We start from the raw sequence: 18,599 nt of genomic DNA, 5'->3' as shown, positions 1-18,599 counted from the left end.
ATGGCAGCCCGCCAGCACTGGGCCGAGATGGGTGAAAGCACCTTCATCTTCGGCATCTGGATCCTGTACTGGGTACATCGCCTGCTCGGCCGCTGGCCCTTCATGATCTGCCTGTATCCCGTGGTTTTCGTGCACTGGCTGCTGCGGCCTGCCGTACGCGCTGCCTCCCTGCAGTACCTGCAGCGCCTTCAGGCCAGCACCGGGGCACTGGGGCATGACCCCGACTGGCGCGACAGCGTGCGCCACATGGCGCTGTTCGCCGAAACCCTGCTCGACAAGCTGCTGGCCGTGTCCGGTCGCTACGCCTTTCAACAGGTGCGCACCGAGGGCCGCGAAGCATTCTATGACGATGCACGACGAGGTCGTGGCGGCATCATCGTGACCGCACATATCGGCTGCCTGGAGCTCTGTCGCGCCATGGCCGAGCAGCGCGGACAGATCCGCATGAACATCCTCGTGCACACCCGGCATGCCGAGCGCTTCAATCGCCTGCTCAAGCGCCTCAATCCGGACAACGACCTGACCCTGATCGAGGTCACCGATGTCAGCCCGGCCACCGCCCTGATGCTCAACACCAAGATCGAGGCCGGCGAATTCATCGTCATCGCCGGCGATCGTGTACCGGTGTCGGCAAGCAAGACCGTGCAGGCCGGCTTTCTGGGCTTCCCGGCTCCATTCCCGGTCGGTCCCTACATGTTTTCCAGCCTGCTGAAATGCCCTCTCTACCTGCTGGGCTGCATCCACGAGCATGGCGGCTACACCATCCACTTCGAGTGTCTGAGCGAACAGGTCATGCTGCCACGCGGCCAGCGTGACGCGGTTCTGGCACGGCACGCGCAGGACTATGCCGACGCCCTGACCCGGCTGCTGCAGCGTTCGCCTTATGACTGGTTCAACTTCTTCCCCTTCTGGGACCAAACCGATGACAGCACTCCCCTTGACCGCTGAACCGGTCTGCTTCGACGGCCAGCGCCTGGTCATCGAGGACATCACCGCCCTGGCCTCGCAGGCACGCACCGCCCGGCTGTCGAATGCACCGGAATTTCGCGAGCGCATCCGTCGTGGTGCCGACTTTCTCGATCGGCTGCTGGCCGAGGACGGGGTCATCTACGGTGTCACCACGGGCTATGGCGACTCCTGCACCGTGGTCATTCCCCCCGAGCTGGTGGGCGAGCTGCCACACCATCTCTACACCTATCATGGCTGTGGCGCCGGCCGCTTCCTGACCCCGGAGGAAACCCGGGCAGTGCTGGCCAGCCGCCTCTGCTCCTTGTCGCAAGGCATGTCGGGTGTCAGCGAGGCCCTGCTGACTCAGCTCGCGCTGCTGCTGGAAAACGACATCCTGCCGCTGATTCCCGCCGAGGGCTCGGTCGGCGCCAGCGGAGACCTGACACCACTCTCCTATGTCGCTGCCGTGCTCTGCGGCGAGCGTGATGTCTGGCACCATGGCGAGCGTCGTCCGGCAGCAGCCGTGCTCGCCGAGCTGGGCATGGCACCGCTGCGACTGCGCCCCAAGGAAGGCCTGGCCATCATGAACGGCACCGCCGTGATGACCGGACTGGCCTGCCTGGCCTGGCAGCGCGCCGACTACCTGTGTCGTCTGGCAACCCGGCTGACCGCCATCAACGTGCTTGCCAGTGCCGGCAACGCTCACCATTTCGATGCCGCGCTGTTCGCGGTCAAGCCGCACCCCGGCATGCAGCAGATCGCGGCACGCCTGCGCGCCGACCTCGCCTGTGACCAGCCCCAGCGCAATGAAAAGCGCCTGCAGGATCGTTACTCGCTGCGCTGCGCACCGCATGTGATCGGCGTCCTGGAAGATGCCCTGCCGTTCTTCCGGACGCTGATCGAGAACGAGCTCAACAGCGCCAATGACAACCCGATCATTGATGGTGACGGCGAACGCGTCCTGCACGGCGGCCATTTCTATGGCGGACATATCGCCTTCGCGATGGACAGCCTGAAGAACGCCGTCGCCAATGTCGCCGATCTGCTGGACCGCCAGCTCGCCCTGCTGGTCGATACCCGCTTCAATCACGGACTGCCCGCCAATCTGTCCGCCGCCACGGGGCCGCGCGCGGCCATCAGTCACGGACTCAAGGCCCTGCAGATCAGCGTGTCGGCATGGACCGCAGAGGCACTCAAGCTGACCATGCCGGCATCGGTGTTTTCGCGTTCGACCGAATGCCACAACCAGGACAAGGTCAGCATGGGCACCATCGCCGCGCGTGACTGCCTGCGCGTGCTGGAGCTCAGCGAGCAGGTGCTGGCAGCCATGCTGATTGCCGCACGCCAGGGACTGACGCTGCGCCAGCGCGAAGACTCCACGGTCGTGCTGCCGCCTGCACTCGCGAACATGCACGCCGATCTCTCGGCGCTGATTCCGCTGATCGAGGAAGATCGCGCCCTAGACAGCGATCTGATCACGCTGCTGGGACATATCCGCCATCAGCGCTGGAGCCTCTATGTCGCTTGACCTCAGTCATACCATCGAACTGGAACCGGCCTTCCACGACCTCGATCCGATGGACATCGTCTGGCACGGCCATTACGTCAAGTATCTCGAACTGGCCCGTTGCGCCCTGCTCTCGCGCTTCGGCTATGACTACCCGCAGATGCGCGACTCCGGCTACGCCTGGCCCATCGTCGACATGCGCCTGAAATACGTGGGTATGGTGAGCTACGGCCAGCGCATCCGAATTCGCGCCGAGATCACGGAGTGGGAAAACCGTCTGCGCATCGACTACCTCATCAGCGATGCCGTTTCCGGGCGCCGTCTCAACAAGGCCTACACCATCCAGGTGGCTGTCAGCATCGAGACCCGGCAGATGGAGTACGTCTGTCCTCCGGTGCTGTGGCAACGACTGGGCGTAGCGCCATGAATCATCTGATGCGAAGCCTTGTCCTGCTGCTGATGCTGGTTGCTGGCAGCCTGCCTGCATACGCGGCAGACCTGGTCCGGGATGTCGGCACGCGGCTGCAGCAACCTGAACTGCTCCGCGGCCAGTTCGAGCAGCGCAAGGTAGTGAAAGGCTTCAGCCGCCCTCTGCGCTCGCGCGGCGACTTTCTCTTCTGGCAGGGGCATGGCGTCATCTGGCACACCCGCGCGCCCTTCGAAGCATCGCTGATCCTGACGCCGCGCACACTGGCAAGTCGCCAGAACAACCAGACGCTGCAGCGGCTGGATGCCCAGAAGGAGCCCGGCTTGCGAGCACTCAACGAAACCCTGATGGCCCTGCTGTCGGGCAATCTGGACAGCCTGCAGCAGCGTTTCGAGATCACGGGCACGGTGACCGGCACGGCGACCTGGCAACTCCGGCTGATCCCGCGTGATGCTCGTCTGGCTGGCATCATCCAGCGCATCGAGTTGTCCGGGGATGCCCATGTGCGCGACGTGACCATGCTTGAGCGCAATGGCGACAGCAGCCACATCCGCTTTGACCGGCTGAGCACCAGCCCCGCCGCCAGCCGCCAAGAGGCAGGATGGCTTGATGAGTGAGTCGGTCCGCCGCAGACGGCTGCTGCCCCTGCTCTGGCTGCTCATGGTGGCGCTGCTCGGCGTGCATCAGTGGCAGTTCTGGCAGGCCAGCCGACTGGACACCAATATCATGGCGCTGCTGCCTGCAGACGAGCATCAGCCGGCCGTGCACGAGGCCATCCAGCGCATTGCCGGCAGCAGCGGCAACCAGATTCTGCTGCTTGTCGGTGCCCGTGACTGGTCAGCGGCACAGCAGGCAGCCGGACAGGTCAGGCAATTGTTGGCGAAACGCCTGCCTGACCTGAAGGAAGCCCGTGCAGACACCCGGCAGGCTGACGCCTTGCTGGCCTTCTACCAGCCTTGGCGGCAGGGCCTGCTGACTGCGGAGCAACGTGCCTGGCTGAGCAAGGCATCACCCGGGCAGCTGGGCGCGACGGCGCTCATGGCGCTGTATCAGCCGGGCAGCAGCACACGCCTGACCTCCTGGCAGGATGATCCGCTAGGCCTCTGGTCCGGCTGGTGGAGTGCACGTGCCAGCGACATGAAGGTCAGCCCGCGTGACAATGAGCTGGCGCTCTCGGCGGATGGCAGGGAGTGGGTCATGCTGCGTTATGTGCAGCCCGGCTCACCATTTGCCGTGACCGGCGACAGCAGGCTGCTGGACACACTGGCCGTGGCGCGTACGCAGCTGGCCGCCCGAAATCCCGACAGCCAGCTGCTGAGCGCCGGCATCCCCTTGCATGCCGAAGCAGCTGCCACGCAGGCCAGCCATGAAATCAGCACCATCGGTCTGGGCTCGCTGCTGGCCATCCTGCTGCTGGTCTGGCTGACCTTTCGCTCGCTGCAACCCATCGCCCTGGTGGCGCTGTCACTGGTGATAGGCACGGCAGCTGCCATCAGCGTCACCGGCATGCTTTTCGGTCAGGTGCATCTGCTCACACTCATCTTTGGCGCCAGCCTGGTCGGTGTCGCCGAGGACTACGGCTTTCATTACTTCGCGGCACGTCAGGGCCAGCCCGTGACCGACAGACACCATGTCCTGCGACGGCTGCTGCCCGGACTCACCCTGGCGCTGCTGACCAGTGCACTGGCCTACCTCGCCCTGGGTCTGGCCCCGTTTCCCGGCCTGCGACAGATTGCCGTGTTCTCGGTGATCGGGCTGACGGCAGCCTTCCTGACGGTGGTGTGCTGGTTTCCCTGGCTGGACCGCAGCCCGCTTCCAGACACCCGCTTCGCGCGCCGGGTTGGCGACAGCCTGTCACGCTGGCCAGTCTGGCAGGCCGATCGGCGCGGCCTGCTGATGGCCGCCGCCCTGACCGTGCTGATTGCGGGCGGGCTTGTCCGCCTGGGCAGCAGCGATGACCTCAGGCAGCTGCAGAACACGCCCGCCGAACTCATGGCGGAACAGCTCGCCGTGAGCCGCCTGCTTGGCGTACCCAGTCCGGCCCAGTTCTATCTTGTCGAGGCAGCCGACGCCGATACGGTTCTGATGCGCGAAGAGCAGCTCAAGACACGACTGGACACGCTGATCGCCTCGAACCGGCTGACTGGTTATCGCGCCGTCTCCGACTGGCTGCCCTCGGCGCAGCGCCAGCGTGAGGATGCCCTGCTGGTACAGGACGCTGAAGCAACGGCACTCGCCAGCGTCGCCGACGCCACAGGAGAGACACTGTCCCGGCCAGCCGTGACGACGACGCCGATGACCTGGCAGGACTGGCAAAGCGGTCCGGCTGCGGCCGTAGTGCCCGGACAATGGCTGGGCAGGATAGCTGACCGTCATTACAGCGTGGTGCTGCTGCACGGCGTGACGCCAGCACTGACACCCACCCTGGCAGACACGGCGAACGGTTTGACCGGGGTGCGCTGGATCGACAGCACCCGGGACTACTCGAATCTGCTGGGACGCTACCGGATCAGCATGACCTGGCTGCTGCTCGCTGCCTATGTCGCCGTGCTGGGCGCGCTTTGCCTGCGCTTCGGTCGCTCGGCATGGCGTGCCTGGCTGCCGACACTGCTCGGCAGCCTGCTCACGGTGGCCCTGCTGGGATGGCTGGGCATGCCGCTGCAACTGTTCCATGTGCTCGCGCTGGTGCTGCTGCTCGGCATGGGCATCGATTACGGCATCTTCCTGCTCGAACACCCCGACGACCGCAGTGCCTGGCTGGCGGTTGCCCTTGCCGGCATCAGCACCATGCTGGCCTTCGGCCTGCTGGCCCTGTCCAGCACCCCGGCACTCAGCGCCTTCGGCATCACCATGCTGCTGGGCGAGCTGCTGATCTGGTTTCTCACGCCCTGCTTCCGGTATTCACGGACATCGTCATCATGCTGAACAGCATCAACAGTTTCATTCTGCTCCACCTGCGCAGCCTCGAAATGATCGGGGTGCTGATGCGCATCTTCAGCTTCAGTCTGGTGAGCTGGCTGGGCCCGGCCAGTCCGTTTATGTTCGTCTGGGTATTCAACACCGTGGATGCCGTGCTGCTGACCTGGTGCGCGATCCTGCGTCGTGACACCGCCTACACCACACTGAACGCATTCTGGATTCTCGTGGGAATCGTCGGCATTCTGCGTGCCGGCGACCTGCTTCACTGATCATCAAAGGGATATTGGCAAGATGCGCATCGAGCATACGGAAATCCTCATCATCGGCGCCGGCCCGTCCGGCTCGGTGGCCGCCGGCCTGCTGCGCAAGCAGGGACGCCAGGTCATGATTCTGGAGCGGGAGCAGTTTCCACGCTTCTCCATCGGCGAAAGCCTGCTGCCGCAAAGCATGGCCTGCATCGAGGCAGCCGGCTTCCTGCAGGATGTCATCGAGGCCGGTTTCCAGTACAAGAACGGTGCCGCCTTCGTGCGCGGCTCGCGCGCTACCGCATTCGACTTCCGGGACAAGTTCTCGCCCGGCTGGGGTACCACGTTCCAGGTGCAGCGTGCCGACTTCGATCATGTCCTGGCGCAGGCAGCGACCAAGGCCGGTGCCGACATACGCTACCGGCATCAGGTCATTGCCGTGGCTGTCGACGGTGAACAGCCCGCAGTGGACGTGATCTCGCCTGAAGGTGAGACCTATCGCGTCAGCGCACGCTTCCTGCTGGATGCCAGCGGTTTCGGACGCACCCTACCCCGGCTTCTGGATCTGGAAACACCGTCCGAGTTTCCGGTGCGTGGCGCCTTCTTCACGCACATCGAAGACCGTACGGTGCCTGGCAGCTTTGATCGCAACAAGATCCTGATCACCGTGCACCCGACCTATCAGGATGTCTGGTTCTGGACCATTCCGTTCTCCAACGGCCGCTGCTCGCTGGGTGTCGTCGCCGAGCTCTCCCGCCTTGAGCAGTACCCGGGGTCTGAAGCCGAGCGCCTGCAGGCCCTGGTTGCGGAAACCCCGTCGCTTGCCGGCCTGCTCGCCAATGCGGTGTGGGACACGCCGGTGCGCAAGCTCACCGGCTATGCCGCCAACGTGAAGTCACTGTGGGGCAAGGGCTATGCCCTGCTGGGCAATGCCGGCGAGTTTCTGGATCCGGTGTTTTCCAGCGGTGTCACCATTGCCGTCAAGTCAGCCACACTGGCTGCAGATGCGATTGCCCGCGAATATGCCGGCGAAGCGGTTGACTGGCAGCGCGACTATGCCGACCCCCTGCGGCGCGGTGTCGACACCTTCCGCTCCTTCGTCGAAAGCTGGTACGCCGGCGGCTTCCAGGACGTGATCTTCCATGAACGGCAATCGCCGGACATTCGCCGCATGATCTCGGCGATTCTTGCCGGCTATGCCTGGGATCTGAACAATCCCTATGTCGCGGAACCGCGTCGCCTGAAGACGCTGGAGCAGCTGTGCGCAGCCGGCTGATCACCGGACTGATCGGCCTGACGTTGCTGGCAGCCGGCTGCAGCAGCCTGCCCGGACCTGCCCAGCCTGCCGTCGTGCCCGCGCTGGCGCTGAGCCCGGCCAGCCTGGGCAGCGACATCAGTCTCGCACAACAGCTGCACCTGGCAGGCAGTCGGCATACCCTGCTGCGCCGAATCGTCAACGGACAGACGCTGGATGCCCAGCTGGAGGTTGACGCCCAGGATGTCCGGCTGGCTGCCTTCGCCATGGGTACCCGCGTGTTCACGATGCACTGGGACGGCAGTACCCTGAGTGCCGAACAAGGCAGCCTGTTGCTGCCTCGTGTCGATGCCAGGCGCATTCTGCGAGACATCCAGCTGGCCTACTGGCCGGCCGCTGCCGTGCAGGCCGCCTTGCCGCCCTCCTGGACGCTGGAAGAGCAGGAAAACCGCCGCACGCTCAGGTTCGAGGGTCGCGAGGCCGTCGTTCTGCACTATGCCGGCAGCCCGGCATGGCAGGGTCAGACCCTGCTGGACAATCATCTGGAAGGCTACCGGCTGCGTATCGAGTCGGTCGTGCAGGAGCCGTGACATGAGCCCCTCGGTCTATCTCAATGACATGGGCATCGTCTGTGCGCTGGGCAACAGCAAGGAGACCGTTCGGGCGCGGCTGTTCGGATCAGCTCCCTGCGGGGTGGCGGAAAACCATCAGCTGATGCCGGGACAGGTACTGCACCTGGGCATCGCGCCGGAACCGCTGGCCAGCCTCGACGACCTGCCGGCCACGCAGCACAGTCGCAACAACCGCCTGCTGCTGACCGCGCTGGCACAGATCCGCCCTGCCGTTGCCGCGGCCATCACGCGCCACGGCCGCGACCGGGTTGCCGTGGTGCTCGGCACCAGCACCTCCGGCATTGGTGACAGCGAGACAGCGATTGCCGGCTTTCTGACTACCGGCCAGCTGCCGCCCTCGTTCCATCTGAGCAGCCAGGAAATGGGCTCGCCAGCGGTCATGCTGTCGGAGCATCTGGACATTGGCGGGCCGGCACTGGTGATTTCCACGGCCTGCTCGTCCAGTGCCAAGGCGCTTGCCAGCGCGGCAAGGCTGCTCAAGACCGGACTGGCCGACGCCGTCATCACTGGCGGGATGGATGCCCTCTGCGCGTTCACCATCGCCGGCTTCAGCGCCCTGGAATCCGTCAGTGCGGAGCGCTGCCAGCCACTCAGCAGGAATCGCCGAGGCATCAATATCGGAGAAGGCGGCGCCCTCTTCCTGATGACACGTGAAGCGGACGGGATACGCCTCGCCGGCTGGGGAGAAACCTCCGATGGCCATCACATTTCCGCGCCACGTCCGGATGGCGCCGGTGCCGAGGCCGCCATGAAGCAGGCTCTGGCTCGTGCCGGCCTGACCTCTGCCGACATCGACTACCTCAATCTGCATGGCACCGCCACCCGGCAGAACGATGCCATGGAGTCACTCGCCGTGAGTCGCCTGTTTCCTGCCGGCGTGCCGGTCAGCTCCACCAAGCCGCTGACCGGCCATGCGCTGGGAGGCGCCGGCGCCCTTGAGGCAGCACTGTGCTGGCTGGCCCTGCAGGACAATCCGGACGGGCTGCTGCCACCGCACTGGTGGGATGGCGAGCAGGATCCCGACCTGCCCTGCCTGCAGACCGTCAGCGCCGGACAACGCCTGGGCCGGCCCCTGCGTCATGCCATGAGCAACTCGTTCGCATTCGGCGGCAGCAATGCCTGCCTGATCCTGGGGCAGCCATGACTCGCCAGCCGATTGACTGCCCGATCCGCGAACTGGTGCCGCACGACCACCCCATGTGTCTGCTCGATCGCGCCATTGAAGCCGACGACAACAGTCTGCTTGCCGAAGTCGCCATCCGTGCCGACAGCCGCTTCATCCAGGCTGACGGCATGCCGGCCTGGGTCGGCATCGAATACATGGCTCAGGCGATTGCCGCCTGGGCCGGCTGGCAGGCCAGACAACAGGGACTGCCGCCCAAGGTCGGCTTCCTGCTCGGCAGCCGGCGCTATGACAGCCGTCAACCCTGGTTTCGCATCGGGGATGTGCTGCGCATAGAGATCAGCTGCAGCTTCCAGTCCGGCAACGGGCTGGGCCAGTTTGACTGCCAGATCAGCTGCCAGGGCACCCCCCTGGCCGAGGCTGCCCTGACGGTGTTCGAGCCCCCCACCACTCCACTCACGCCATGAGCCATTCCGCATGACGACTCACACCATATTCATCACCGGCTCCAGTCGCGGCATAGGCCGCGCCATTGCCCTGCGTCTGGCGCGTGACGGCCACGACATCGTCCTGCACTGCCGCAGCCGGCGTGATGAAGCCGACGCCGTGGCCGAACAGATACGGGCCATGGGTCGAGCCGTCCGTGTACTCCAGTTTGATGTCGCCGACCGTGCCGCCGCCGCAGAGGCCCTGCTCGCCGATGTCGAGGCACATGGCTGCTATTACGGGGTGGTCTGCAATGCCGGCATCGCCCGAGACAACGCCTTTCCCGCCATGCCGGGTGAAGACTGGGATGCCGTCATCCACACCAATCTGGACAGCTTCTACAATGTTCTCAACCCGCTGACCATGCCGCTGGTGCGGCGCCGAAAACCCGGCCGCATCGTCACCCTGGCATCAGTCTCCGGCCTCATGGGCAACCGTGGCCAGGTCAACTACAGCGCCGCCAAGGCTGGCATCATCGGGGCCACCAAGGCGCTGGCCGTCGAACTGGCCAGCCGCGAAATCACTGTCAACTGCATCGCACCCGGCCTCATCGACACCGAAATGGTCGACGAACGCGTGCTGGAAGAAGCCATGAAGATCATCCCGGCCCGACGCATGGGCAAACCCGAGGAAGTGGCCGCTGCCGTCAGCTTCCTGATGCACGAAGATGCTGCCTACATCACGCGGCAGGTGATCTCGGTCAATGGAGGCATGGTGGGATGAAACGCGTCGTCATTACCGGAGTTGGAGCACTCAGCCCGCTGGGCCACGACTGGCCGACCGTCGAGGCGCACCTGCGCAGCGGTCGCAATGCCGTCCGCATCATGCCGGGCTGGGAAGACTACGCGGGTCTGCTGACCCGGGTCGGCGCCCCCGCCGCCGAGTTCACCCTGCCAGCCGATCGCTACAACCGCAAATCCACGCGCAGCATGGGACGCGTGTCCCTGATGGCAACCCGTGCCAGCGAACTGGCACTGGAAAATGCCGGCCTGCTCAACGACCCCATCCTGACCAGCGGCCGCACCGGCATCTCCTACGGTTCGTCGGCCGGCTCCCCCGAAGCCATTGGCGACTTCGGCAGGATGCTGCACAGCAAGACCACCGAAGGCATCACGGCAACCACCTACATCAAGATGATGTCGCACACGGCGGCAGTGAACATCGGGGTGTTCTTCGGACTGACCGGACGCATCGTGACCACGTCCAGCGCCTGCACCTCGGGCAGCCAGGGCATAGGCTACGCCTACGAGATGATCCGTGCCGGCAAGCAGGTGGTCATGCTGGCCGGTGGTGCCGAAGAGCTTGATGTCACCGAAGCGGCCGTGTTCGACACGCTGTTCGCCACCAGCACCCGGCACAACCGGGCACCGGAACTGACACCGCGTCCGTTCGACCGCGAGCGTGACGGTCTGGTGCTGGGCGAAGGTGCCTGCACCCTGGTGCTGGAAGAACTCGAGCATGCCCGCGCGCGAGGCGCGCACATCCTGGCGGAAGTCATAGGCTACGGCACCAACAGCGATGGTCGCCACATCACGCAGCCCAATGCCGACACCATGGCCATCGCCATGCAACTTGCACTCGAGGATGCCAATCTGGCGGCAGCCGACATCCGCTACGTGAATGCGCATGGCACCGCGACCGACCATGGCGACGTCGCCGAAAGCCAGGCCACGCACCAGATTTTCGGCGCGCGCATCGCCATCAGCTCGCTGAAGAGCTACATGGGACACACCCTGGGTGCCTGCGGCGCGCTCGAAGCCTGGATGACGGTGGAGATGATGCGTTCCGGCTGGTTTGCACCCACGCTTAATCTGACCAGCCTTGACCCGCGCTGCGGAGATCTGGACTATCTGACCGGAAGTGGACGAAGCATGGACACCGACGTGGTGATGAGCAACAACTTCGCCTTCGGTGGCATCAACACCTCGCTGATCTTCCGGCGCTGGCCGGACTGAATAGGCAGACAGGACCGTTCAAGGAGGAATGGCATGATCCGATCACTGTTGCTGTGCATGTTTCTGCTGCCATTGGCACTCGCGGGCTGCACCTCGGCACGCCTGGAAAATCCGCCGCCCATGGCGATTCGCGCCGGGCTGTCCACCGCACAGGTGGAGGCGTCAATCGATCAGGCCATCCGCGATGCCAATCGCCGCTCTGCCTGGGCAGGCGGCATGTGGGCCGTGGAGTCACGCGAACCGGGCAAGCAGATCCTGGGGCTTCGTGTCAGGCAGCACTATCTGCAGCTGACCATCCAATACGATGACAAGCAGTTCAGCTCACGCATCACAGGCAGCCGCAATCTGGATCAGGATGACGATTCCATCCACCGCAAGGCGCTGGCCTGGCAGCGTCGCCTGGAAGCGGACATCTACCGCCAGCTTTATCTTCAGAACCCGTGACCCCTGAACACACCAACGAGAAAATCACATGCGCAAGATTCTGCTGCTCACGACCCTTTTCGCCATGACCGCCAGCCCGCTGGCACAGGCTCGCGATACCACGCACAACCTTCCCTTGGCAGATGTGATCGCCTTTGGCGAGTCGACCGGCAAGCTGGACGGCAGCGTGAAGTTCTATCTGGCCGGTCAGAAGACGCCGAAAGTCGCTCGCACCCTGGGCAGCGACATTTCGAACAAGAAGACCAACGGCTTCAACAAGTCGGATGAAGAAGGCTGTCGCTGGGCAGCCCTGTCGGCACTGATCGCCTTCCAGAACTCGGCCAAGCAGCGCGGCGCCAACGCGGTCGTCAACATGACCAGCTTCTACAAGCGCAATGAAACACGCAGCAGCACAACCTATGAGTGCCATGCCGGCGCCTTTGTTGTTGGCACCACGCTCAAGGGCGATTACGCCGTCATCAATCGCTGAGTGTGCTCACGCTGACGTTGTCGCGATTCACGGCCGCACAGTTTGCCGAAATCGCGCGCTGCCCGGTCCCTGGCGACCGGGCGGAAGCCTGCGCCATCTCGCGTGAACAACGTCGCCTGCAATTCCTCGCCGGACGCCACCTCCTGCGCGATCTGCTCTCGAAAACACTCGGTGGCCTCCCGTCACATTGGGAAATTCGTCGCCAGCCTGACGGCCCTCCCCGGCTTCTGAACGCGCCGGGGATCTGCCTGTCGGTTGCTCACAGCGGTCCGTGGGTAGCCTGCGCGATTGCCGACAGGCCCGTCGGAATAGACGTCGAGCAACACACACCGGGACGGATCATTGCCGATCTGGCGGAGCTCGCCTGCCATCGCGATGAGGCAGCGGAGCTCGACACCCTCACGGAGGAAGACGCCATACTCCGCTTTCTTGAGATCTGGACGCTCAAGGAGGCCTGGATCAAGCAGCATGCAGCCGCTCTGAGCCCCAGTCTTCTGACCACGCTCAAGACCACGCCGGTGACCGCGAATGACACGTCCGGACAGGCTGGCAGCTGGCTCTTCAGGGAGGCCGAAGTGGCGCTGGCGCTGGCATGTGATGACATGCCGTCAACCATTGCGCCAGTGCTGACGGACGATGGACTGAACGGCAGCCACATCCGCTTTCACCGCATCATAGACACCGGCGCCAACAGCCCGAGGTAGTGGCAGCCAGAGCGAAGCTGCTCAGCTCAACCGGACGCATCGCGCCGATACGGACACGCCACCTCCGCCCTCTCCCGATAGTCCGCCACCGCCGCCCGCTCGCGCTGCAGGAAGTCGCCCACCGCACGCTGCAGGCCGGGATGCCGCAGGCGATGCCAGGAGCGCGTGAGTACCGGCGAGAACCCGCGCACCAGCTTGTGTTCGCCCTGGGCACCGGCGTCGAAGCGTGTGAAGCCGTGAGCGATGGCGTACTCGATGCCCCGGTACAGACAGGTCTCGAAATGCAGTAGCGGCACATCCTCCAGTGCCCCCCAGTAGCGCCCGTACAGCGTCTGGCTGCCACGCAGGAACATGGCCATCGCGATCACCTGCCCGTCACGGCGCACGCACAACCACTGCACGACATCGCCCAGTCGCTCGCAGAGCAGGCGAAAGAACGTCGGCGTGAGGTAGGGACGCTGGCCGCGCACCCGGTAGGTCATGGCATAGCAGGCGTAAAGATCACCAAGCAAGACGTCGCTGACTGCACTGCCTCCCAGCCACTCGAACGCCAGGCCCTCGCCGGCCAGGCGCTGGCGCTCCTGACGAATCTTCTTGCGCCGGTCCGAACGCAGCGCCGCAAGAAAGTCCGCAAAGCTGGCGTAGCCGGGGTTTTGCCAGTGATACTGGCAATCCTGACGCGGCAGCCAGTCCGGATCATAGCCAAACAGGGCGTCGTCATCCGGCGGCGTGAAGTTGATGTGCCAGCCCGACACGCCGGCAAGCTCCGGACAGTCCGTCAGCGCCTGCAGCAGGTCCGCCGCGACCGAGGCATCGCCCAGCAGGCGCGGCCCGGTGATGGGCGTGAAGGGAATCGCCGACAGCCACTTGGGGTAGTAATCGATGCCGGCGCGCCAGGCGGCCTCGGCCCAACCCTGGTCAAACACGTACTCGCCACGTGAATGGGTCTTTAGCCAGCCCGGCATGGCCGCCACCGGCTCACCCCGAGCGTCCTGCCAGAGCGCATGTGCCGGCTGCCAGCCGCGCGCGGCACCGACACTGCCGCTGTCCTCGAGCGCGCTCAGGAACCCGTGCCGCAGGAAGGGGTTGTCGTCCGGCACCCAGGCATCCCAGCGTTCGGCGGGGATATCCGCCAGCGAGCCCAGCACACGCAGCGTCATGGTCGCAGACTGGCCTGGCGCAGGTCGTCGTCGCCCGACTGCGGCGCATGCGCCATGCTGAAGCGGTCGATGGCCGCCGCCACCTCATCGGTGCGGGTGTGGTGCGGGGCATGGCCGGTGGCCGGCAGCAGCACCAGCTCGCTGTGCGGGACCACCGGCAGCACGCGACGGCCGTGGTTCCAGAACGGAACCAGCACGTCACGCTCGCCATGGATGATCAGCAGCGGCTGGCGAATTCGGTCATAGTCGCGGCTGAGCAGCTGCATGAACTCGTTCAGACGCAGCGTGTCCTGCACGTTGACGAGAAACTGCGACGGTCGCAGCGCCAGCTTGACGGCGGTGCGCTCGACATGACCGCTGGGCAGCGGATCCGGAGCCAGCACCTCCTGACTGCCCTGCTCGACCAGGAACTGCCCCAGCGGATACACCAGCAACCAGGCGAACAGACGCCCCAGCACCGGCAGGTCGCCGACGCTGTAGGTCCAGCTCAGCGGGCCGGCCCAGTGTCCGGCCACGCCGCCCAGCAGCACGCCACCACGGATGCGCTCGGGCAAGTGCACCAGTGCCGCCATGACCACGGCGCCGCCCCAGGAGTGCCCCACCAGCAAGGGCTGGCGCATGCCCAGCTGCTCACCAGCCTTGAGCAGCAGCTCGGCCTGCTGGCGCGGGTCCAGCCAGCCAGGGCCTGATGGCCGCTGGCTGTGGCCGAAGCCGGGACGATCAAAGGCGATGACGCGATGCCGACGCGCGAGCTCGGGCAGCAGGCTGCTGGTGAACTCCTGCAGGTTGGAGCTGGCGCCATGCACCAGCAACACGGGAGGTCCCTCGCCGGCCACCACGTAGTGCAGACGCACGCCATCAACGGTGATGAACTGGCCCGCCGGCGGGTGCGCGCGCGCAATCAGCCACTGCCCCGCCAGGGTCCACGCCAGCAACACCAGCGCCAGCGCGGTGACCCCCGCGCCCAGCCACATCCACAGACTCATCTCGCGCATTTCCTGTTCCGATCCGCCTGCGTCAGACACCGCACCATTTGTCGCATCGCCAGCGTTGATGCAAAGCGCTAGCTTGCCACGCTTTCAGGCAAGAGGCAGTGCGACACCATGAGCAATCGTCACTGGGCCGTGATCGGTGCCGGCATCTGCGGTCTTCATGCCGCCCGTCAGCTGCAGGCCGCCGGAGCGCGTGTCACCGTGTTCGACAAGGCGCGCCGTCCGGGGGGACGCCTCGCCGTGCGTCGCAGCGACTGGGGACTGATGGCGCATGGCGCGCCGGTGCTGAGTACCGGCAGCGCGTCGCCGGACTGGCTGGCCGAGGTGCTGGGTGCGACCCGGTCGGCGGGCCTCGCGAAGGATCTGGCGTGGGAGCCACTGCACGCCCTGCCTGCGCTGGCGGCCGGCGACCAGGATGGATTCAGCATGCTGCCCAGCCTGAATGCACTGGCGGCCGCCTGGTCAGGTACGCTGGACCTGCGCTGCGAACACACCGTCACGCGCCTGTGGCGCGATGTCAGCGGCTGGTGGCTGTTGTGCCGCGAGCAGGAGGCGGCCATCGGTCCGTTCCATGGCGTGCTGCTGACCACGCCACCGGTGCAGGGACGCGCGCTCCTGCAGGCCGATGCCGGCACTGCCGCTGAACAGGCCGACCTGCTGGATGACTGGCAGGGAGTGACCCAGGTGCCCTGCTGGTCACTGCTCTGGGTGCCGGCCTCGCCACCTGACGCCGCACCGACAGCCGGCACCGGATTCATCGAGCGTCCGGCATCGGCCAGCGGCCTGGCCCTGGTGGTGCATGAGCACCGTCGTCCGGGTGCCGGCGGCAGTCCGCGTTATGCCATTCATGCCACGGCTGACTGGTCAGCGGCACACCTCGAGCACGATGCCGACGCGGTGCGTGAGCAGCTGCTCATGCTGGCCGCCAGCCACCTCGGCTGCTCGACCGCCAGCCTGTTCACGCACCTGCACCGCTGGCGCTACGCGGTCACCGGGCAGGCCCTGGGTCGGCCCTTCCTGGCGGGCCAGCACGGGCTCTGGGTGGCCGGCGACAGCTGCCTGGGCGCGACCGCCGGCGATGCCCTGGCCAGTGCCCGGGCGGTGGCGGAGGCCATGCTCATGGCGCATGATCACGGCACGGAATGATTGGTTACACCTTGAGCCGGAAAGCGGTCGTCAGCACCCGATCGTTGTCGCACTATTTCCGTCCCGAATCAGGAGGGAGTCATGGTCAAGAAGATGCGCCCGGCCAGGCGCGAGAACAATCTGGTCGCCAAGCACGCACCATCAACCGGAACCGGTCCGCATACCGATCGCAAGTACCGGCAACAGCAGATCCGCGGTCACAAGCACCGCATCGACATGGCGGGAGAAGGCTCCCGCCATGATCACCCGCCACGACATGCTCTGCAGAACCTGGTCATGGGCATCATGACAACAGCCTGCGCGTGACATCCGCACAACAAAAGCACTCAGAAAAATCAGCGTATTCCTGTACTGCAGGCCATTAGACTGTCCGCATTGAGCAGCAATCCGGCAAGACTGAACCGGCCCTGTGGTGTGGCGATGAACGAACTGGCAATCACCAATCCGGCGTGCCCCACCTCCGGCTGCACGCGACTCAAGGCCCCCGAGCGGCTGGCCGCGCTGCATGCCACCGGCATGCTCGGCACGCCCCCGGAAGCCGCCTTCGACCGAATCACCCGTCTCGCCAGCACCCTGCTGGATGCACCGCTGTCGGCCATCACGCTGGTCGATGGCGAGAGCCTGTTCATCAAGAGCCATGTCGGCCTCAGCGAGCCGCTGGCCAGCTTGCGCCGCAAGCCGGTCGAACAGACCTTCTGCAAGTACATCGTCGACACCGTCGACCCGCTGGTGATCAACGATACCCGTCTTGACGAGCGCATCTGCGACTATGACCTGGTCACAGCCGGCGCCCTCGCCTACCTGGCCATCCCGCTGGTCTCCGCGGATCGCCAGACCCTGGGCACGCTCTGCGTCATGTCCGGCGCACCCAGACGCTGGAACGAGTCGGACATACGCATCCTTGGCGATCTTGCAGCGACCGTGATGTCGGAGATCGAGCTGCGCATGCTCTCCGGCCGTCTGCTGGACCAGTACAACCAGCTGCGCACCACCGAGCTGCAACGCGACGACATGCTGCAGATGCTGGTGCATGATCTGCGCAATCCGCTCAGCTCATTGCTTGCCGGCCTCAGTCTGGTAAGCGAGGTCGGACCGCTGGAGGCCCCTCAGAAACAGGTCCTGGAAATTGCCCAGCGCGGTGGCAACTCCCTGCTGCAGCTGATCAACGAGATTCTCGACGTCAGCAAGTGCGAAGCGGGCCAGCTCCAGCTGAACTGCATGCCCGTCGCGCTGGAACCGCTCATGCAGGACGCCATCGAGCAGGTCTCGCAACTGGCGGCCAAGGCGGGCGTCAGCCTGTCCTGTCAGGCTGCGGATGCGGATATCCGCGTCTCCCTGGATGCCGACAAGATACGCCGGGTGCTGATCAATCTGCTGTCGAATGCCATCCAGCACACGCCGGATGGCGGCAGCGTGTCACTGCAGGCCGCAACACGGGCAGACGGCCAGCTGGAGCTGAGCGTGCACGACAATGGCCTGGGCATACCCGCCGACCAGATCGCGCACATCTTCGACAAGTTCAGCGACCTCAAGCTGCGCCGCGTCATGGGCACGTCAACCGGCCTCGGCCTGGCCTTCTGCCGCCAGGTCATGCGCGCCCACGGCGGCGACATCAGCGCCGAAAGCCTGCTCGGCGAAGGCTCGGTGTTCCGTCTGACGCTGCCGGCTGACACGCTGCACTGACGCCAATTCTCTGAGCAAGCCACGCGCTCCCCGGACAGACGACGTCATGGGGTGGGAAGGGCTGGTGGGAGGGTGTGCCGGAAAACCCGTCGTGAACCCATCCCTGGGGGCTCGGGCTCGGCATCCATGCCTCGCACGGTTTTCCAGCGCACCCTCCCACCAGCCCTTCCCTTGCACCCATGAAAAAGCCCGCTTGCGCGGGCTTCTTCATTCGCCGTGTCTCGTCCTGAATAAGGTTGACACTTTCCATGCTGTTTTCAGGAGAGTGCGATGAATGCTGAGGTGAAGCGGACGCAGGGGGATTACTCGCTGGCTTTTAAACTCGCCGTTGTCGAGCAGGTTGAAAAAGGCGAACTGAGTTACAAGCAGGCGCAGGTGCGCTACGGTATCCAGGGGCGGTCGACGGTTCTGGTCTGGTTGCGCAAGCATGGGCGACAGGACTGGCAGGGTGGATTGACCGCCAGACCCTATCGGATGCCCGCCATGTTAGACCCTTTGCCGATG

21 protein-coding genes are annotated in these 18,599 nt (G+C 65.2%); 19 read left to right on the top strand and 2 right to left on the bottom strand.

Annotated features, from left to right (window positions below):
- From F595_RS0103980 to F595_RS12635, 15 genes are read left to right on the top strand one after another with little or no spacing between them, the layout of a single operon-like run.
- The gene (locus F595_RS0103980) at nucleotides 1–948 is read left to right on the top strand and encodes an acyltransferase (RefSeq protein ID WP_022955581.1); all 948 of its coding nucleotides are present in this window, start codon (nucleotides 1–3) and stop codon (nucleotides 946–948) included.
- On the top strand, nucleotides 938–2,476 hold the full coding sequence (locus F595_RS0103975; protein ID WP_022955580.1) for an HAL/PAL/TAL family ammonia-lyase: 1,539 nt from the start codon (nucleotides 938–940) through the stop codon (nucleotides 2,474–2,476). The genes F595_RS0103980 and F595_RS0103975 overlap by 11 nt, the downstream gene beginning before the upstream one ends.
- Nucleotides 2,466–2,882, top strand: coding sequence for an acyl-CoA thioesterase (locus tag F595_RS0103970; protein WP_022955579.1), 417 nt, complete (start codon nucleotides 2,466–2,468; stop codon nucleotides 2,880–2,882). The genes F595_RS0103975 and F595_RS0103970 overlap by 11 nt, the downstream gene beginning before the upstream one ends.
- 8 nt (nucleotides 2,883–2,890) lie before the next feature.
- The gene (locus F595_RS0103965; RefSeq protein ID WP_022955578.1) at nucleotides 2,891–3,499 is read left to right on the top strand and encodes a LolA family protein; all 609 of its coding nucleotides are present in this window, start codon (nucleotides 2,891–2,893) and stop codon (nucleotides 3,497–3,499) included.
- Nucleotides 3,492–5,807 (top strand): MMPL family transporter, encoded by a 2,316-nt coding sequence (locus F595_RS0103960; protein ID WP_022955577.1) that lies wholly within the window; start codon nucleotides 3,492–3,494, stop codon nucleotides 5,805–5,807. The genes F595_RS0103965 and F595_RS0103960 overlap by 8 nt, the downstream gene beginning before the upstream one ends.
- Entirely contained in the window at nucleotides 5,801–6,070 is a 270-nt protein-coding gene (locus F595_RS0103955) for a hypothetical protein (protein ID WP_022955576.1), read from the top strand. Before F595_RS0103960 ends, F595_RS0103955 begins: the two co-directional genes overlap by 7 nt.
- Before the next feature lie 13 nt (nucleotides 6,071–6,083).
- Nucleotides 6,084–7,322, top strand: coding sequence for an NAD(P)/FAD-dependent oxidoreductase (locus F595_RS0103950; protein WP_407635947.1), 1,239 nt, complete (start codon nucleotides 6,084–6,086; stop codon nucleotides 7,320–7,322).
- The gene (locus tag F595_RS0103945; RefSeq protein ID WP_022955574.1) at nucleotides 7,307–7,891 is read left to right on the top strand and encodes a DUF3261 domain-containing protein; all 585 of its coding nucleotides are present in this window, start codon (nucleotides 7,307–7,309) and stop codon (nucleotides 7,889–7,891) included. Before F595_RS0103950 ends, F595_RS0103945 begins: the two co-directional genes overlap by 16 nt.
- 1 nt (nucleotide 7,892) lies before the next feature.
- Nucleotides 7,893–9,077: a beta-ketoacyl-ACP synthase gene (locus F595_RS0103940; protein ID WP_022955573.1), complete on the top strand. Its 1,185-nt coding sequence runs from the start codon at nucleotides 7,893–7,895 to the stop codon at nucleotides 9,075–9,077.
- Nucleotides 9,074–9,523, top strand: a complete 450-nt coding sequence (locus F595_RS0103935; RefSeq protein WP_022955572.1) for an ApeP family dehydratase — start codon at nucleotides 9,074–9,076, stop codon at nucleotides 9,521–9,523. The genes F595_RS0103940 and F595_RS0103935 overlap by 4 nt, the downstream gene beginning before the upstream one ends.
- 10 nt (nucleotides 9,524–9,533) lie before the next feature.
- Nucleotides 9,534–10,265, top strand: coding sequence for a 3-ketoacyl-ACP reductase FabG2 (locus tag F595_RS0103930; RefSeq protein WP_022955571.1), 732 nt, complete (start codon nucleotides 9,534–9,536; stop codon nucleotides 10,263–10,265).
- Nucleotides 10,262–11,497, top strand: coding sequence for a beta-ketoacyl-ACP synthase (locus F595_RS0103925; RefSeq protein ID WP_022955570.1), 1,236 nt, complete (start codon nucleotides 10,262–10,264; stop codon nucleotides 11,495–11,497). Before F595_RS0103930 ends, F595_RS0103925 begins: the two co-directional genes overlap by 4 nt.
- 33 nt (nucleotides 11,498–11,530) lie before the next feature.
- Entirely contained in the window at nucleotides 11,531–11,941 is a 411-nt protein-coding gene (locus tag F595_RS14110; protein WP_022955569.1) for a hypothetical protein, read from the top strand.
- Between the two features lie 28 nt (nucleotides 11,942–11,969).
- Nucleotides 11,970–12,410 carry a hypothetical protein gene (locus F595_RS0103915; RefSeq protein ID WP_022955568.1) on the top strand — a complete coding sequence of 147 codons (441 nt, stop codon included), beginning with the start codon at nucleotides 11,970–11,972 and terminating at the stop codon, nucleotides 12,408–12,410.
- Between the two features lie 2 nt (nucleotides 12,411–12,412).
- Entirely contained in the window at nucleotides 12,413–13,114 is a 702-nt protein-coding gene (locus F595_RS12635) for a 4'-phosphopantetheinyl transferase family protein (RefSeq protein ID WP_022955567.1), read from the top strand.
- A 26-nt stretch (nucleotides 13,115–13,140) separates the two neighbouring features.
- Here the strand turns inward: F595_RS12635 and F595_RS0103905 are convergent, their stop codons facing one another.
- Together F595_RS0103905 and F595_RS0103900 are read right to left on the bottom strand one after the other, a co-directional pair.
- On the bottom strand, nucleotides 13,141–14,274 hold the full coding sequence (locus F595_RS0103905; protein ID WP_022955566.1) for a GNAT family N-acetyltransferase: 1,134 nt from the start codon (nucleotides 14,272–14,274) through the stop codon (nucleotides 13,141–13,143).
- Nucleotides 14,271–15,260, bottom strand: coding sequence for an alpha/beta fold hydrolase (locus tag F595_RS0103900; RefSeq protein ID WP_022955565.1), 990 nt, complete (start codon nucleotides 15,258–15,260; stop codon nucleotides 14,271–14,273). The genes F595_RS0103905 and F595_RS0103900 overlap by 4 nt, the downstream gene beginning before the upstream one ends.
- 117 nt (nucleotides 15,261–15,377) lie before the next feature.
- Between F595_RS0103900 and F595_RS0103895 the strand changes: the two genes are divergently transcribed.
- The 4 genes from F595_RS0103895 to F595_RS0103880 form a co-directional block, all read left to right on the top strand.
- Nucleotides 15,378–16,412: an NAD(P)/FAD-dependent oxidoreductase gene (locus F595_RS0103895; RefSeq protein ID WP_022955564.1), complete on the top strand. Its 1,035-nt coding sequence runs from the start codon at nucleotides 15,378–15,380 to the stop codon at nucleotides 16,410–16,412.
- 81 nt (nucleotides 16,413–16,493) lie between these two features.
- Nucleotides 16,494–16,718 carry a hypothetical protein gene (locus tag F595_RS0103890; RefSeq protein ID WP_022955563.1) on the top strand — a complete coding sequence of 75 codons (225 nt, stop codon included), beginning with the start codon at nucleotides 16,494–16,496 and terminating at the stop codon, nucleotides 16,716–16,718.
- A 114-nt stretch (nucleotides 16,719–16,832) separates the two neighbouring features.
- On the top strand, nucleotides 16,833–18,095 hold the full coding sequence (locus tag F595_RS0103885) for a GAF domain-containing sensor histidine kinase (protein WP_022955562.1): 1,263 nt from the start codon (nucleotides 16,833–16,835) through the stop codon (nucleotides 18,093–18,095).
- 270 nt (nucleotides 18,096–18,365) lie between these two features.
- On the top strand, nucleotides 18,366–18,599 hold a 234-nt coding region (locus F595_RS0103880), incomplete at its 3' end, for a helix-turn-helix domain-containing protein (protein ID WP_022955561.1).

It is taken from the genome of Perlucidibaca piscinae DSM 21586 (assembly GCF_000420045.1).
Classification (GTDB): domain Bacteria; phylum Pseudomonadota; class Gammaproteobacteria; order Pseudomonadales; family Moraxellaceae; genus Perlucidibaca; species Perlucidibaca piscinae.
This window is presented reverse-complemented; position numbering and strand designations above follow the sequence as displayed.

What these genes read in the sequence shown, in the direction of transcription:
- F595_RS0103980 (WP_022955581.1), top strand. Translation starts at nt 1, where the DNA reads ATGGCAGCCCGCCAGCACTGGGCCGAGATGGGTGAAAGCACCTTCATC.
- F595_RS0103970 (WP_022955579.1), top strand. Translation starts at nt 2,466, where the DNA reads ATGTCGCTTGACCTCAGTCATACCATCGAACTGGAACCGGCCTTCCAC.
- F595_RS0103965 (WP_022955578.1), top strand. Translation starts at nt 2,891, where the DNA reads ATGCGAAGCCTTGTCCTGCTGCTGATGCTGGTTGCTGGCAGCCTGCCT.
- F595_RS0103960 (WP_022955577.1), top strand. Translation starts at nt 3,492, where the DNA reads ATGAGTGAGTCGGTCCGCCGCAGACGGCTGCTGCCCCTGCTCTGGCTG.
- F595_RS0103955 (WP_022955576.1), top strand. Translation starts at nt 5,801, where the DNA reads ATGCTGAACAGCATCAACAGTTTCATTCTGCTCCACCTGCGCAGCCTC.
- F595_RS0103940 (WP_022955573.1), top strand. Translation starts at nt 7,893, where the DNA reads ATGAGCCCCTCGGTCTATCTCAATGACATGGGCATCGTCTGTGCGCTG.
- F595_RS0103935 (WP_022955572.1), top strand. Translation starts at nt 9,074, where the DNA reads ATGACTCGCCAGCCGATTGACTGCCCGATCCGCGAACTGGTGCCGCAC.
- F595_RS0103930 (WP_022955571.1), top strand. Translation starts at nt 9,534, where the DNA reads ATGACGACTCACACCATATTCATCACCGGCTCCAGTCGCGGCATAGGC.
- F595_RS0103925 (WP_022955570.1), top strand. Translation starts at nt 10,262, where the DNA reads ATGAAACGCGTCGTCATTACCGGAGTTGGAGCACTCAGCCCGCTGGGC.
- F595_RS14110 (WP_022955569.1), top strand. Translation starts at nt 11,531, where the DNA reads ATGATCCGATCACTGTTGCTGTGCATGTTTCTGCTGCCATTGGCACTC.
- F595_RS0103915 (WP_022955568.1), top strand. Translation starts at nt 11,970, where the DNA reads ATGCGCAAGATTCTGCTGCTCACGACCCTTTTCGCCATGACCGCCAGC.
- F595_RS0103905 (WP_022955566.1), bottom strand. Translation starts at nt 14,274, where the DNA reads ATGACGCTGCGTGTGCTGGGCTCGCTGGCGGATATCCCCGCCGAACGC.
- F595_RS0103900 (WP_022955565.1), bottom strand. Translation starts at nt 15,260, where the DNA reads ATGAGTCTGTGGATGTGGCTGGGCGCGGGGGTCACCGCGCTGGCGCTG.
- F595_RS0103895 (WP_022955564.1), top strand. Translation starts at nt 15,378, where the DNA reads ATGAGCAATCGTCACTGGGCCGTGATCGGTGCCGGCATCTGCGGTCTT.
- F595_RS0103890 (WP_022955563.1), top strand. Translation starts at nt 16,494, where the DNA reads ATGGTCAAGAAGATGCGCCCGGCCAGGCGCGAGAACAATCTGGTCGCC.
- F595_RS0103885 (WP_022955562.1), top strand. Translation starts at nt 16,833, where the DNA reads ATGAACGAACTGGCAATCACCAATCCGGCGTGCCCCACCTCCGGCTGC.